14 protein-coding genes are annotated in these 15,346 nt (G+C 64.7%); 10 read left to right on the forward strand and 4 right to left on the reverse strand.

The features are described from left to right. Positions 1-7: 7 nt before the first annotated feature. From AC0V2Y_RS13550 to AC0V2Y_RS13575, 6 genes are read left to right on the forward strand one after another with little or no spacing between them, the layout of a single operon-like run. Positions 8-526 (forward strand): TadE/TadG family type IV pilus assembly protein, encoded by a 519-nt coding sequence (locus AC0V2Y_RS13550; protein ID WP_475416839.1) that lies wholly within the window; start codon positions 8-10, stop codon positions 524-526. A gap of 36 nt (positions 527-562) precedes the next feature. Continuing rightward, complete coding sequence (locus AC0V2Y_RS13555) at positions 563-1,714, forward strand: CpaE/TadZ family protein (protein ID WP_475416840.1); 1,152 nt, start codon at positions 563-565, stop codon at positions 1,712-1,714. 53 nt (positions 1,715-1,767) lie between these two features. Continuing rightward, the gene (locus tag AC0V2Y_RS13560; protein WP_475416841.1) at positions 1,768-3,135 is read left to right on the forward strand and encodes a CpaF family protein; all 1,368 of its coding nucleotides are present in this window, start codon (positions 1,768-1,770) and stop codon (positions 3,133-3,135) included. 10 nt (positions 3,136-3,145) lie between these two features. After that, on the forward strand, positions 3,146-4,120 hold the full coding sequence (locus AC0V2Y_RS13565; RefSeq protein WP_475416842.1) for a type II secretion system F family protein: 975 nt from the start codon (positions 3,146-3,148) through the stop codon (positions 4,118-4,120). Between the two features lie 19 nt (positions 4,121-4,139). After that, complete coding sequence (locus AC0V2Y_RS13570) at positions 4,140-5,090, forward strand: type II secretion system F family protein (RefSeq protein ID WP_475416843.1); 951 nt, start codon at positions 4,140-4,142, stop codon at positions 5,088-5,090. Between the two features lie 13 nt (positions 5,091-5,103). After that, the gene (locus tag AC0V2Y_RS13575) at positions 5,104-6,129 is read left to right on the forward strand and encodes a LytR C-terminal domain-containing protein (protein ID WP_475416844.1); all 1,026 of its coding nucleotides are present in this window, start codon (positions 5,104-5,106) and stop codon (positions 6,127-6,129) included. An 8-nt stretch (positions 6,130-6,137) separates the two neighbouring features. Here the strand turns inward: AC0V2Y_RS13575 and AC0V2Y_RS13580 are convergent, their stop codons facing one another. The 3 genes from AC0V2Y_RS13580 to edd form a co-directional block, all read right to left on the reverse strand. After that, positions 6,138-6,650: a Rhs element Vgr protein gene (locus tag AC0V2Y_RS13580; RefSeq protein ID WP_230519161.1), complete on the reverse strand. Its 513-nt coding sequence runs from the start codon at positions 6,648-6,650 to the stop codon at positions 6,138-6,140. Positions 6,651-6,712: 62 nt separating this feature from the next. Then, on the reverse strand, positions 6,713-7,342 hold the full coding sequence (gene eda, locus AC0V2Y_RS13585; RefSeq protein WP_475416845.1) for a bifunctional 4-hydroxy-2-oxoglutarate aldolase/2-dehydro-3-deoxy-phosphogluconate aldolase: 630 nt from the start codon (positions 7,340-7,342) through the stop codon (positions 6,713-6,715). A gap of 3 nt (positions 7,343-7,345) precedes the next feature. Continuing rightward, complete coding sequence (gene edd / locus AC0V2Y_RS13590) at positions 7,346-9,259, reverse strand: phosphogluconate dehydratase (protein ID WP_475416846.1); 1,914 nt, start codon at positions 9,257-9,259, stop codon at positions 7,346-7,348. Between the two features lie 334 nt (positions 9,260-9,593). Between edd and pgi the strand changes: the two genes are divergently transcribed. After that, on the forward strand, positions 9,594-11,258 hold the full coding sequence (pgi, locus tag AC0V2Y_RS13595; RefSeq protein WP_475416847.1) for a glucose-6-phosphate isomerase: 1,665 nt from the start codon (positions 9,594-9,596) through the stop codon (positions 11,256-11,258). 10 nt (positions 11,259-11,268) lie between these two features. Further along, positions 11,269-12,165 (forward strand): SMP-30/gluconolactonase/LRE family protein, encoded by an 897-nt coding sequence (locus tag AC0V2Y_RS13600; protein WP_475416848.1) that lies wholly within the window; start codon positions 11,269-11,271, stop codon positions 12,163-12,165. A gap of 170 nt (positions 12,166-12,335) precedes the next feature. Here AC0V2Y_RS13600 and AC0V2Y_RS13605 read toward each other — a convergent pair whose 3' ends face one another. Then, entirely contained in the window at positions 12,336-13,289 is a 954-nt protein-coding gene (locus tag AC0V2Y_RS13605; RefSeq protein WP_070281275.1) for a chemotaxis protein, read from the reverse strand. A gap of 172 nt (positions 13,290-13,461) precedes the next feature. On the opposite strand from AC0V2Y_RS13605, the gene AC0V2Y_RS13610 reads away from it, so the two are divergent. Together AC0V2Y_RS13610 and zwf are read left to right on the forward strand one after the other, a co-directional pair. Beyond that, a complete protein-coding gene (locus tag AC0V2Y_RS13610) occupies positions 13,462-13,755 on the forward strand; it encodes a hypothetical protein (protein WP_475416849.1) in 294 nt (97 codons plus the stop codon). Positions 13,756-13,851: 96 nt separating this feature from the next. Next, positions 13,852-15,324, forward strand: a complete 1,473-nt coding sequence (gene zwf, locus AC0V2Y_RS13615; RefSeq protein ID WP_034750861.1) for a glucose-6-phosphate dehydrogenase — start codon at positions 13,852-13,854, stop codon at positions 15,322-15,324. The last annotated feature ends 22 nt before the right edge of the window (positions 15,325-15,346 follow it).

Below are 15,346 nucleotides of genomic sequence, written 5' to 3' on the forward strand. Positions count from 1 at the left end.
GAACGCCATGCGCCACCGCCTTTCATCGTCTCCCCCGGCCAGGCCTCAGCGCGGCGCCGCCGCCGTCGAATTCGCCCTGGTGGCGCTGCTGTTCTTCACCCTGCTGTTCGGCATCCTCGAATTCGGCCGCATGCTGTACCTGTACAACACGGTGCAGGAAGTGAGCCGCCGCGCCGCGCGCGAAGCGGTGGTGCGCTGGATCGACCAGACCGACGCCATCAAGACCCTGGCCCTGTTCGGCGGCACGGCCCTGCCGGCCGCGCCGGAACTGACGGCCGCCAACATCACCATCCGCTACCTGAACAAGAGCGGCGCCGAGGTGACCTTGCCGCCGACTGACCCGGGCGACAACCTGTCGGCCTGCGGCGACATCACGCGTACGGCCAGCTGCATCGACAGCGTGCGCGTCTCGATCGACAACGTCAGCTACACGCCGATGGTCAGCCTGTTCGGTTTTCTGAATATCGCCGTGCCAGCCTCGGTGGTGGTCATGCACGCCGAAAGCCTGGGCTTCCAGATCAACTGAACGCCTTTACCGAACGCTTTTACCGGGGAGTACCAAGTGAATATCGTCATCGTCTCGAAGAATGAAGCCCAGCTCAAGCGGCTGACCCGTTTGCTGCGCGAACGCAGCGCGGCCGACCGCGTCACCCTGCTGGCGAGCATACCGGATGTATTCGACAACGGCGTCACGCCGGACCTGCTGCTGCTGGAGCAGGAGCAGACGGGCGAGGCGGAGCTGGAACGGCTCGAGCTGCTGGGCGGGCGCCATCCGAACCTGGCCATCATCGTGCAATGTCCGCAGCAAAGTCCGCAATTCCTGCTGCGCTCGATGCGCGCCGGCGTGCGCGAAGTGCTGCAGCCCGACGACGACGCGGCCCTGTGCGCCGCCTTGCGCCGCATCGAGGACAAGCTGCAGAAACAGGTCACGCGCAAGGGCCAGGTGCTGGCCTTCGTCTCGTGCAAGGGCGGCAGCGGCGCCACCTTCATCGCCGCCAACCTGGGCTACGCGCTAGCCGCCGGCGAACAGCGCAAGGTGGCGCTGTTCGACCTGAACCTGCAGTTCGGCGACGCCGCCCTGTTCGTCTCGGACCACAAGCCGGCCGCCACCCTGTCGCAGCTGTCGCAGCAGATCGTGCGCCTCGACGCCTCGCTGCTGACGGCCAGCATGATCCAGATCACGCCCGCCTACAGCGTGCTGGCCGCCGCCGACGATCCCGCCCATGCGGCCGACGTCGAGGCCGAGCATATCGACCGGCTGCTGACCCTGGCGCGCAGCCAGTACGACTACATCCTGCTCGACGTGGGACGCGGACTCGACCCCGTCAGCGTGCGCGCGCTGGACCGGGCCGACCTGATCTTCCCCGTGCTGCAGGCAACCTTGCCGTATGTGCGCGACGGCAAGCGCCTGCTCGACGTGTTCCGCGGCCTCGGCTACCGCGAAGACAAGATCCGCCTGATCCTGAACCGCTATGCCAGCAGCGACAGCATCCGCGTGGCCGACCTCGAGGCGGCGTATGGCAAGCACGTCTACAAGTCCATCCCCAACCACTACGAGGGGGTGGCGGCTTCCGTCAGCCAGGGCGTGCCCATCCTCAAGCTGGCCCCGCACAATCCCGTCTCGCGCGCCTTGCAGGAACTGGCCGCCAGCCTGGCCGGCGAGACCCCGCCAGCCGCGCAAGGCTGGGTGGCGCGGCTGCTGGCGCGCGCCTGAGGCTCCAGCCTGATCCTCGAGCCTGATACCGCCCCACTCACCGGAGACCGACCATGACTGCCGAAAAACTCACCCTGCGGGACCGCCTGGGCTATGCCCAGGATGACGCCAGCCTGAATGACGATGCCGCGCACCAGGGCGCATCGAGCCACAGCTACCAGCAACTCAAGCACCGCACCCATCAGGCGCTGCTCGACCGCGTCGACCTGGAGGGCATGCAGCGCCTGTCGCGCGAGCAGATCCGCGAAGAGCTGAAAATCCTCGTCAGCGAGGTGCTCACGGAAGACAACGTGGTGATCAACGAGCTGGAACGGCGCTCGCTGATCCGCGATATCCAGGACGAGGTGCTCGGCTTCGGCCCGCTCGAACCGCTGCTGGCCGATCCCGGCGTGTCCGATATCCTCGTCAACACCTACCGCCAGGTGTATGTCGAGCGCCATGGCCGCCTGGAGCTGAGCGACGTCTGCTTCACCGACGACGCGCATTTGATGAAGATCATCGACAAGATCGTCTCGCGCGTGGGCCGGCGCATCGATGAATCGAGCCCCATGGTCGATGCGCGCCTGCCCGACGGTTCGCGCGTGAACGCCATCATCCCGCCGCTGGCCATCGACGGCCCCGTGATGTCGATCCGGCGCTTCTCGGCCCAGCCCCTGCGCCTGGCCGACCTGCTGCTCAAGCACAGCCTGACGGAGGAAATGAGCACCACCCTGCAGGCGCTGGGCAAGGCCAAGGTCAACATCCTGATCTCGGGCGGCACGGGCAGCGGCAAGACCACCATGCTCAATGCGATTTCCGGCTTCATCAGCACGGCCGAACGCATCGTCACCATCGAGGACGCGGCCGAACTGCAGATGCAGCAGCCGCACGTGGTACGCCTGGAAACGCGGCCCGCGAACATCGAGGGCAAGGGCGAGGTGACGCAGCGGGCGCTGGTGCGCAACGCGCTGCGCATGCGCCCCGACCGCATCATCCTGGGCGAGGTGCGCGGCGCCGAGGCGCTCGACATGCTGGGCGCCATGAACACGGGCCACGAAGGCTCGATGGCCACCATCCACGCCAACACCCCGCGCGACGCGCTGACGCGGCTGGAAAACATGATCAGCATGGCTTCCGCGGCCCTGCCCGTGAAAGCCATGCGCCAGCAGATCAGTTCGGCCATCAGCGTGGTGGTGCAGGTGTCGCGCCTGACGGACGGCAAGCGCAAGGTCACGTCGATCCAGGAAATCACGGGCATGGAGGGCGAGATGATCACCATGCAGGAAATCTTCACCTTCCGCCAGACGGGCATCGGCGAGGACGGCACGGTGCAGGGGCATTTCCATGCCAGCGGCGTGCGGCCGCGTTTCCTGGAACGCCTGCGCGCCTTCGGCATCAGCCTGCCGGAAACCCTGTTCGATCCCGCCCGCCAGTACCATTAAGGGGAGCATCATGGACTATCTCTATTACGTATTCGCCATTCTCACCTTCATCGCCGTGGTGCTGCTGATCGAGGGCATATACCTGGCGTGGAACACCTCGCGCGGCCCGGAAGCGGAAAGGGTGGCGCGCCGCCTGCGCATCATGTCGGCCGGCGCGCATGGCGACACGGGCAGCTCGATGATCAAGAAGCGCCTGCTGAGCGATACCCCGGCCCTGCAGCGCGTGCTGCTCAGCGTGCCCCGCGTGCATGCGCTCGACCGCCTGCTGGAACAGTCGGGCCTGAGCTGGAGCGTGGCCAGCTTCGCCGGCGTGATGCTGGCCACGGCCGGCGCCGCGTTTTTACTGCTCAGCTACTTCGGCCTGCCGTGGATGCTGCGCCTGCCGCTGGTGGCCGGCGCGGCCCTGCTGCCGCTGCTGGTGGTCTTGCGCGCCAAGGCCAAGCGCCTGCAGCGCATCGAGCAGCAATTGCCCGATGCGCTGGATCTGATGGCGCGCGCCCTGCGCGCCGGCCACGCCTTTCCCACCGCCCTGAAAATGGTCGGCGATGAGATGAACGCGCCGCTGGCCGTGGAATTTCGCGCCACCTTCGACGAGGTCAATTTCGGCATCGCCATGCAGGATGCCCTGATGAACCTGGCCACGCGCGTGCCCAGCACGGACTTGCGCTATTTCGTCATCGCCGTGCTGATCCAGCGCGAAACGGGCGGCAACCTGGCCGAACTGCTCGACAGCATCAGCCGCATCATCCGCGAACGCATCAAGCTGCTGGGTCAGGTACGCGTGCTGTCGGCCGAAGGCAGGCTGTCGGCCTGGATCCTGTCGCTGCTGCCTTTCGGCGCGGCGGCCATGATCCACCTGACCAATCCGCAGTTCCTGGAAATGCTGTTCGTCGACCCGGGCGGACGCAAGATGCTCGCCGGCGCCCTGGTGATGATGGCGTGCGGCGTCCTGGTCATGCGCAATATCATCCGCATCCGCGTCTGAGCCCGCAAGGAGAACCCTCATGAATCCCGTGCATATCGCCTTTCTCGCCCTGCTCTTCATCGCCGTCTTCGGCACCGTGCTGGTGGCCATGCGCAGCTTTGCCCCCGATCCCTTGCGCCAGCGCATGGACAACGCCACCGGCAAGAGCGCGGCGGCGCCTGGCGCATCCTCGGCGCCCAGCCCCTGGCTGGCGCGCATGGTGCGCCTGAGCGGCCCGCTGGCCAAACTGTCGCTGCCCGACCAGGGCTGGGAAGGCTCCGTGATGCGCCGGCGCTTCATGAATGCCGGCCTGCGCCAGGCGTCCGCGCCCATCCTGTTCTTTTCCGCCAAGACCATGCTGGCCATCGGCCTGCCCCTGCTGCTGTTCCTGGGACTGAGCGCCTCGGGCAGCCAGATGGCGGGCAAGGCACTGCTGTTCTGGCTGCTGATCGTGGCCGCCGTCGGCTACTATCTGCCCAATATTGTGCTGGCGCAAATGATCAAGCGGCGCCAGCGCGATATCTTCGAAAGCTTTCCCGACGCGCTGGATTTGATGACGGTGTGCGTGGAAGCGGGCCTGGCCATGGATGCGGCGCTGGCCCGGGTAGCGGCCGAGATCGCCCTGAAAAGCGCCGTGCTGGCCGAGGAATTGCATCTGGTGATGCTGGAACTGCGCGCCGGCAACACCAAGGAGCGGGCGCTGCGCAACCTGGCCCTGCGCACGGGCGTCGAGGATGTCGATGCGCTGGTGGCCATGCTGATCCAGGCCGAGCGCTTCGGCACCAGCATCGCCGCCTCGCTGCGCGTGCAGTCGGACCAGCTGCGCACCAAGCGCCGCCAGATGGCCGAGGAAGAAGCGGCGAAGATCGCCCTCAAGCTGCTGTTCCCGCTGATCTTTTTCATCTTCCCTTCGCTGCTGGTCGTCCTGATGGGGCCAGCCTTCCTGCAAATCTACCGCGTGCTCCTGCCCAGCATGGGCAGCGGCAGCTGACCGGAGAACCGCCATGTCACAGCACACCACCCTGATGCTCATGCTCGCCTGCGCCGGCCTGCTGCCCGCCTGCGGCCACCTGCCCGGCCCCGCCAGCCAGCACAGCCAGGCCAATCACGCTGCGCCGCCCCAGGCGCGCAGCGAGGACAGCCCCGCCGCCCGCAGCGCCGCGTTCTGCAAGCTGGGCAAGCGCATGCAGGAGCTGGGCGACCCGCGCGCGGCGATGGCGGCGTATCGCGAAGCGATGCTGCTGACACCCGATTCGGCCGACGCGCGCAATGGCGCCGCCGTGCTGCACGCGCAGCTGGGCCAGCTGGAAACGGCCCGCGCCATGCTGCAGACGCTGGCGCAAGAGGCGCCGACAGCCAGGACCTACAACAACCTCGGCTATGTGCTGTACCTGCAGGCAGAGTATGCCCAGGCGGCGGCCGTGCTGCGCCAGTCGCTGCAGCTCGACAACGGCCAGCAGCCGGCGCGCGCCAACCTGGAACTGGCCATCGCGGCGCTGGCGCGCAGCATCGCCACCGTCGACGTCACCGCGGACGCCATCGCGCCCGACCTGGCGCCGGCGCCCGCGCCAACGGCCCCGTCCAGCCGTTTGCAGCTGACGCGGTTGCAGCCGAATATCTTCGCGCTGAGCTGGCGCGACGCTCGCGTGGCGGCGCACGCGGCCGTGCCGGTCCCGGCAAAACCGGTGGCGCCGGCGGCGCCCCTGCCAAGGCTGGAAGTCATCAACGGCAATGGAGAAACCGGGATGGCGGCGCGCATGCGCGGCATGCTGGGCGGCATGGGCATCAGCGTGCTGCGGCTGGGCAACCAGCGGCCGTACGGCGTCCAGGCCAGCAGCATCGTCTACCGCCCCGGCCATGCGCAGGCGGCCGCCGCCCTGGCCCTGGCATTGGGCGGCATGCCGCAACTGCAGGCGGCGGACGGCAGCGGCATCGGCGCGGGCGCCGACCTGCGTTTATTGCTGGGCAAGGATGCGGCGGCCAGCCTGCGCGCGCCGGACGTGCGCCTGGCATCGAACCTGGCGCAGTAACGGCGGCATCAGCGCGGCAGCAAGCGGCGGTCGGCGGGGTCGATCAGGAAGCCCTGCAGGATATCCTGCAGCTGCGGCAGCTTCGCCACGTAGGCGGGAATGCCCAGCTGGCGCGCGCCGAAGTAATGGGCGATGATGTCGCCCTGCTGTTCCATGTTGAAGTCGGACAGGACGCCGCCCGCCTGCGCATCGTAGCGGTAGGCGCGCTGCCCGATGTAGCCGCCGCGCAGCGCCAGCAGCACGCCATGCAGCAGCACGCCGTAGCCGAGCTGGTACTGCCACACGTGCACCATTTCGTGGATGAAGAACAGCTTGCCGCTGTTGCCTTCGCGGGAAAAGTCGTCGCGGTACTGGGCCGGCATGAAATGCAGGCTGCCGCGCGGCGTCATGGCCGTGTTCTGGTCCTGCAAGCCGAACGGCAGAAAGGAGCCGCGCACGACGCGCACGCGCGCGTAGTCGATGGCGCCCTGGAAGACGCTGCGGGCCATGGCGGTTTCGCCGATGGTGAGGGGGCGGCGCAAGACTCGCATAAGAAGAAGAGAAGAAAGCGCGGCAAGCGTAAAGCCTGCCGCGCCAGTACCGCTTAAGCCAATCGAAGACCGCTGGCAGCCTTGGCGATTTCCGTGATGCGGTCCCAGTTGCCGGCCGCGATCGCGTCTTTCGGCGTCAGCCACGAGCCGCCCACGCAGGCGACGTTCTTGCACGCCAGGAACTGCGACGCCGTCTCTTGCGAGATGCCGCCCGTCGGGCAGAACGTGATGTCCGGCAACGGGCCGTAGATGGCGTTGAGCATGCCGATGCCGCCGGCAGGCACGGCCGGGAACAGTTTCAGCTGCTGGAAGCCGTTTTCACGCGCCGCCATCACTTCGCCTGGCGTCATCACGCCTGGCAGCAAGGGCAGGCCGCTGCTCTTCGCCGCCGCCACCAGGGCCGACGTCAGGCCCGGCGAAACGCCGAAGACGGCGCCCGCATCGCGTGCCTGCACGAATTCCTCGGGACGGGTCAAGGTGCCCACGCCGACGATGGCGCCCGGCACGGCCGACATGGCGCGGATCGCTTCGAGGCCGTGCCGGGTGCGCAGGGTCACTTCCAGCACGCGGATGCCGCCCGCCACCAGCGCGCGCGCCAGCGGTACGGCGTGTTCAGGATCGTCGATCGCAATCACGGGGATCACGCTCGAGGTGCGCATAATTTCCAGTAGTGTCATGGTCATCTCTTATTTCCTAGCCAAAAAGTCTTCATCGGAACCCGGCACGGTATCGCCGACATTGTCGGCGTCGTGCAAGGCGACGGTGGTGGGAATCGGCGACGGCAGGCCGAAGGTGGTGGCACCCTCTTCCGCCGCGCTGACGGTGGAACGGAACATGGAAAACAGCTCGCGGCCCATGCCGACGTGGTTCGGCGACAGGTCGGCCGTGACCAGCGCACGCGCGTGCCAGACGTCGGCCGGCACCAGCGCCTCCAGTACGCCCGTGAAGGCGTCGAGGCGGATGATGTCGCCGTCGCGCACGAGGCCCAGCGGGCCGCCGGCGAGGATTTCAGGCGAGACGTGGATGGCGGCCGGCACCTTGCCCGACGCGCCCGACATGCGGCCATCGGTGACCAGCGCCACGTGGCGGCCCGCATCCTGCAGGTTGGCCAGCGCCGGGGTCAGCGCATGCAGTTCCGGCATGCCGTTGGCGCGCGGGCCCTGGAAGCGCAGCACGGCGACGAAGTCGCGGTCCAGCGATCCCGCCTTGTAGGCGGCCATGAAGTCTTCCTGCGAATTGAAGACCAGCGCCGGCGCTTCCACCGTGCGGTGCTGCGGCTTGACGGCCGAGACCTTCATCACGGCGCGGCCCAGGTTGCCCGCCACCAGGACCATGCCGCCGTCCGGCGCGAATGGATTGCTGGCCGGGCGCAGCACGTTCTCGTCGGCGCTGGCGGCCGGCGCATCTTTCCAGAAGACCTTGCCGTCTTCGCCGAGGAACGGTTCCATGCAGTGCGCGCGCAAGCCGTGGCCGAGGATGGTGTTGACGTCTTCATGCAGCAAGCCCGCGTCCAGCAGTTCGCGGATCAGATAACCGGTGCCGCCGGCCGCGTGGAAATGGTTCACGTCGGCGTCGCCGTTCGGGTAGATGCGCGTGAGCATCGGCACGATGGCCGACAGTTCATTGAAATCGTTCCAGTCGATGACGATGCCGGCCGCCTTGGCGATCGCCACCAGGTGCAGGGTGTGGTTGGTCGAACCGCCCGTGGCCAGCAAGCCCACGACGGCGTTGACGATACATTTCTCGTCGACGATATGGCCGACCGGCAAGTAGCTGCCGCTTTGCGCCGTGATGACGGCGGCGCGCTGGGCCGCCGCCTTGGTCAGCGCATCGCGCAGCGGCGTGTTCGGCGTGATGAAGGCGGCGCCCGGCAAGTGCAGGCCCATCACTTCCATCAGCATCTGGTTGCTGTTCGCCGTGCCGTAGAAGGTACAGGTGCCGGCGCCATGGTAGGCTTTCGACTCGCCTTCAAGCAAGTCTTCGCGCGTGGCCTTGCCTTGCGCATACAGCTGGCGCACCTTGGCTTTTTCCTGGTTCGACAAGCCCGACGTCATCGGACCGGCCGGCACGAAGACGGCAGGCAAGTGGCCAAAGTGCAGCGCGCCGATCAAGAGGCCCGGCACGATCTTGTCGCACACGCCCAGGTACAGGGCCGCGTCGAACATATTGTGCGACAGCGCCACGGCCGTCGACATGGCGATGGTGTCGCGCGAGAACAGCGACAATTCCATGCCCGGCTGGCCTTGCGTCACGCCATCGCACATGGCGGGCACGCCGCCGGCGAACTGGGCGACGGCGCCCACTTCGCGCACGGCTTGCTTGATGATCTGCGGGAAGCCTTCGAAGGGCTGGTGCGCCGACAGCATGTCGTTATACGAGGACACGATGGCCACGGACGGCTTCTTGTATTCCTTCAGCGACAGTTTGTCGTTGGCGGGAAAGGCGGCAAAGCCGTGCGCCAGGTTGGTGCACGACAGGGCGCCGCGCTGCACGCCCTGGATGCGGGCCGCATCCAGATGCGCCAGATAGGCGCCGCGCGATGGCCGGCTGCGCGCGATGATGCGCGCTGTTACGGATTCGACTACTGGATGCAGCGCCATATGGATTTCCTTAAAAATGAGTATTTCGTGAAATTTTACTACAAAATGGTCGCGCAGAAGCACTCTTGCCGTGGCCAGTGGCGAAAATAATCCATTTTTCCACGACCTTTCAAGGCAAAACAACAGCGTGCCACGTCCACTCGTCTTGCTTGCCTATCTATTGCAGCACGGATAAAACGCTGAAAAAACGCTGAAAATGCCATGCGCCTGCACAAACTGTAGTGAAATTACGTTTTTCTGATGTATTATTCCCATACCAACGCCGGAACCGCTGTTCGCCACCACGAACGCGCCGCGCTCCTTTCAACCGAGACACGCACCCAAGCCGACCGCCATGCGCCAGCCAGCACCTACTCCTGCCATCACCGCCACCGCCAGTTTCCAGTCCCTGCAAGCGCATAGCGCCAGCCTGCGCGAAGTGCATCTGCGCCAGCTGTTCGCCGCCGACCCCGCCCGCTTTTCCAGCATGACGGTCGATGCGGCCGGCCTGCTGCTCGATTACTCGAAGAACCGGGTCGACGCCACCGCCATGGCGCTGCTGATGGACCTGGCCCGCGAGCGCGGCGTGGAAGCGCAGCGCGAAGCCATGTTTATTGGCGAGAAAATCAATCTTACCGAACATCGGGCCGTTCTGCATACCGCCTTGCGCGCGCCGCGCGGCACCAGGCTGGTGGTCGATGGCCAGGATATCGATGCCGACGTACAAGATGTATTGCAGCGAATGAAAGCGTTCACGGACAAGGTGCGCAATGGCAGCTGGCTCGGCTACACGGGCAAGCCGATCTGCGACATCGTCAACATCGGCATCGGCGGCTCGGACCTGGGCCCGAAGATGGCGTGCCTGGCGCTGCGCTCGTATGCCAACCCGGGCCTGGAAATGCACTTCGTTTCCAACGTCGACGGCCACGATATGGAAGCGACCCTGTCGAAAGTCGATCCGGAAACGACCTTGTTCATCGTGGCATCGAAAACTTTTGTTACGGCGGAAACCATGCTCAACGCCAACACGGCGCGCGCCTGGTTCCTGCTCGAAGGTGAAGAAAAGGATCTGGCGCAACACTTCGTGGCTGTCTCGACCAACACGCAAGCCATCGTCGATTTCGGCATTTCACCGGAAAACATGTTCCCGTTCTGGGACTGGGTCGGGGGCCGCTATTCCGTCTGGTCCTCGATCGGCCTGGCCGTGGCCTTGTCCGTGGGCTTTGAATACTTCAGCGATTTCCTCGCTGGCGCGCATGCGATGGACCAGCACTTCCGCCAGGCCCCACTGGAAGACAACATGCCCGTGGTGCTGGCCATGGTGGGCTTCTGGAACCGCCAGTTCCTCGATTGCGGCTCCGTTTCCATCGCCCCCTACCACCAGGACCTGAGCCGCTTTGCCGCCTATTTGCAACAGCTGGATATGGAAAGCAACGGCAAGCGCGTCACCAAGGATGGCCAGCCGGTAGATGTGCCCACCGGTCCCGTCATCTGGGGCGATTGCGGCACGAATGCCCAGCATGCGTATTTCCAGCTGCTGCACCAGGGCACGGACATCACGCCCATCGACTTCATCGCCGCCCTGCGCGCCACGCACGATTTGCCCGGCCACCACGACGCCCTGCTGGCCAACTGCTTCGCCCAGTCGGAAGCCTTCATGACGGGCAAGACGGGCGCGGAAGTGCGCCTTGACCTGCAGGCGCAGGGCTTGCCGGAAAGCGAGATCGAGGCGCTGGTGCCGCACAAGACTTTCCCTGGCAACCGCCCCAGCAACACCATCTTGATGGACCAGCTGACCCCGACCACCCTGGGCGCCCTGATCGCGCTGTACGAACACAAGACCTTCGTGCAGGGCGTCTTGTGGAACGTCAACAGTTTCGACCAGTGGGGCGTGGAACTGGGCAAGGTACTGGCGAAGAAAATCCAGGCCGAACTGACGGGTGAAGCCCGTCCCGACCACCACGACAGCTCGACCAATGGCTTGATTGCCCTGGCTAAAGCAGCAAAAGCCGCATATTAAAAAGAGATAGATGAATATTTACGAAATCAAGGTAGTCAGCGACAAACCCATGCAAGTGGGCGAATGCCCGCTCTGGCATGGCAAGGAAGCGGCCCTGTACTGGGTCGACATCGATGGCCGCGCCGTGCACCGGCTGCACCCGGCCAGCGGCAAGCATGCGCAGTGGAACATGCCGACGGAACCGTCGGCGCTGGCCATCAATGCCGGAGGCGGCCTGATCGTCGCCCTGCGCAGCGGCTTCGCCCACCTGGACACGAAGACGGGCAGCCTGGCGGAAATCGCCCCGGCGCCGTTCGACATGGCCACCACGCGCTTCAACGATGGCAAGGTCGATCCGGCCGGCCGCTTCTGGGTCGGCACGATATTCGAGCCGCGCAACGCCGATGCGGCGGAAATGTTCGTGCTGGAAAAAGGACAAGTGCGCAAGGTGTGGTCGGGCGGCATGACCGTGTCGAACGGCCTGGGCTTTTCCCCTGACAAGCGCACCATGTACCACGCGGATACCACCACGCACCGCATCGACCGCTTCGATTTCGACGCGGCGACGGGTGCCATTTCCGCGCCGCAGCCGTTCCAGCGTTTTTCCACGGACAAGAAAGCGTTTGATTACGGCGGACGCCCCGATGGCGCGGCCGTCGACAGCGAAGGCAATTACTGGTCGGCCATGTTTGAAGGCGGCAAGATCTTGCGCTTCGCGCCCGATGGCCATCTGCTGGGCGAAATTACCGTGCCCGTGCGCTGCCCCACCATGGTGACGTTCGGCGGCCCCGACCTGCGCACCCTGTACATCACCAGCGCCAGCCACAATCGCTCGGCAGCAGAAATCGCCGACTACCCGTTGACGGGCCACGTACTGTCCGTGCGCGTGGACGTGGCGGGCCAACCGGAGACGGCTTACCAGGCGTAATCGTTTCAAACATGAAAAAGCGCCGGCACCTGCAAGGGTCCGGCGCTTTTTTACGCTCACGTAGGTCGGATTAGCGGGGCAAGGCCCCGCGTAATCCGACAACAGTGTTGGCCATGGTGGCGTCGGATTACGCGGCGTACGCCGCTAATCCGACCTACAGTTGCTTCAGCTTACCGCGCCAATACCTTGCGTATCGTCTCGGCCAATTCCGCCGCCACAAACTTGGCCACATAACCATCGGCGCCCACGCCCTTGACGTGGTCTTCGTTGGTCGAGCCCGTCAGCGACGAGTGGATCACCACGGGAATATTGGCGAAGCGGCCATCGTTCTTGATGTTGCGCGTCAGGGTAAAACCATCCATTTCCGGCATTTCCAGGTCGGTCAGCACCAGCGCGACCTTGTCTTTCGCCGTCTTGCCTTCCGTGGCCGCCTGGGCCGAGATCGCTTGCAGGCGTTCCCACGCTTCCTTGCCCGTCTTGGTCATGATGAAAGGCACGCCCATCGCTTCGAGGCCCTTTTCGATCAGCGAGCGGGCCAGCGAGGAATCGTCGGCCGCGAGGATCACGGCGCCGGCCGGCAAGCGTACTTGCGGGCCGATGCTGTTCTCGTCCACGTCCGGGTCGCCCGACGGCAGCACGTTGCGCAGGATTTGCTCCACGTCCAGCACTTGCGCCAGGCGCGTCTTGTCCGTGTCGCCATCGAGGCGGGCGATGCTGGTGACGAGGCCGCCGCCGACGCTCGATTCGGCCGACAGCACCTGGTTCCATTCGAGGCGCACGATTTCATCGACCTCTTCCACGGCAAACGCCTGTGTCGATCGGGCGAACTCCGTCACCATCAGGATCTTCAAGCCATTGCTCTTGCAGCCGACCGCCATCGGCAAGTCGATCACGGGCACGATCTGGCCGCGGATATTGACCACGCCCAGCATGTGCGGGTGCGAGCCAGCCACCGCAGTGATGGCCGGCATTTCCATGATTTCACGGACTTTGAACACATTGATGCCGAACAGTTCGCGGCTGGTCGAGTGATCACTGGTGCCCAGCTTGAACAGGAACAGTTCGAATTTGTTATTGCCTGTCAGGCTGGTGCGTTCATCGACATCTTGCTGCATTGAATTCATTGTGTCCCCTTGAGCCGTCTTGTAAAGTTAAGTCGCCTGCCCCTGATGCTGCGGGCAGTGCGGACTGCACGTCGCATGGACGTCGGATGGCGGGTTCGGGGCATGGCCGGCGCTAACGGTGCAGTGTATATCGTACAATTTCTTACAACCAATAGTTGCTATCGATTCGAGCTTGAATTATACGGTTTTTTACTTTCCTCAAAGCTACTTTACGCTGCCAACGGCGATCCTGACAGCATTTCTTGATTTGCTTGTTGCTACAGCGCAAATGATGACGGAAGGAATCGAAAATTTCCCTGGCAACCATGGTTGCTTTGCAAAGCCGACAACAAGCATGGCGCTGCGCCAGTGCCGGCGAACGGCATATAATGGCCATGCCGATATCGCTATCGTGCATACGGGGCAAAATCGCGACGGCAGCGGAGGGAATGTAGTAAAATTTCTTGCAATTGCCTGTTCTACGTAGTAAATTTACACCACCGATTATAGTAGCGACAGACTGGCACTTCCGGTCGGCTTCCTCCCCGCTCCGGCCCTTTTACTTTTGCGACGACACTCACTTATGGCACTTACCGATTTTGACCTGGTCCTGTTTGGCGGCAGCGGCGATTTAGCAATGCGCAAGTTGTTGCCTGCGATGTATGCGCGCGACGTCGCGAACGATTTGCCGCCGACGGCGCGCATCATCTGTGTGGGCCGCCAGGACAGCGGCCAGGATGCCTTCCTGAAGATGGTGGAGACCAACTCGCGTCCCCACATCAAGGCCAGCACCCTGAACGCCGCCACCTGGAGCAAGTTCTGCGCGCGCATCGTGTATGTGTCGCTCAACGCCAGCGATGCGGCCACCTACGCGCCGCTGGTCGAAGCGCTGCGCGGCGATGCCGACCTGACGCGCGTGTACTACCTGGCCACGCCGCCGCACCTGTTCGCCTTGATCTGCGACAACCTCGAAGACAACGGCCTGGTCACGCCGAATTCGCGCGTGGTGCTGGAAAAACCGCTGGGCCGCGACCTGGCCAGCGCCAAGCAGATCAATGCCGAAGTGGGCAAGGTCTTCCAGGAATCGCAGATCTACCGTATCGACCATTACCTGGGCAAGGAAACCGTGCAGAACTTGCTGGCCCTGCGCTTCGGCAATATCCTGTTCGAACCGCTGTGGCGCCGCGAATGGATTTCCGACGTGCAGATCACCATCGCCGAGAAACTGGGCGTGGGCAACCGCATGGGTTACTACGACACGTCGGGCGCGCTGCGCGACATGCTGCAAAACCACTTGCTGCAGCTGCTGTGCATCGTCGCCATGGAACCGCCGACCTCGATCGCGCCGGACGCCGTGCGCGATGAAAAGCTGCAAGTGCTGCGCTCGCTCAAGAAATTCACGCCGACCACCCTGGCACAGAACATCGTGCGCGGCCAGTACCGCGCCGGCCACGTCGACGGCGCCACCGTGCCGAGCTACCGCGACGAGCCCGATGCGCCGGAACATTCGCGCACCGAAACCTTCGTTGCGCTGAAGGCGGAAATCGACACCTGGCGCTGGGCCGGCGTGCCGTTCTACCTGCGCACGGGCAAACGCATGGCCGACAGCCTGGCCGAGATCGTCGTGCGCTTCAAGCAAATTCCGCATTCGATCTTCAACCAGCCCACGTCGAGCTTCCAGCCGAACTGCCTGGTGATCCGTTTGCAGCCGGACGAAGGCTTGCGCATGAACCTGATGGCGAAAACCCCGGGGGACGGCATGCGCTTGAAACCGGCGGAACTGGAACTCGATTTCCGCGAATCGTTCAAGACCCCGCGCATGGACGCCTACGAGCGTTTGCTGCTCGACGTCCTGCGCGGCCAGCTGACCTTGTTCATGCGCGGCGACGAGCTGGAAGCGGCCTGGGAATGGGTCGAGCCGATTCTCGACAACTGGGAACAGAACGACAGCGCGCCGATTCCTTACACGGCCGGCACCTGGGGCCCCGCGGCCGCCAGCGCCCTGATCGGCCGCGACGGCTTGCAGTGGCGTGAAGAGGCCTTGCCAGAGGACTGAAGCCGTTAAGATTTGGCTTAAC

It is taken from the genome of Janthinobacterium sp. BHSEK (genome assembly GCF_056174685.1).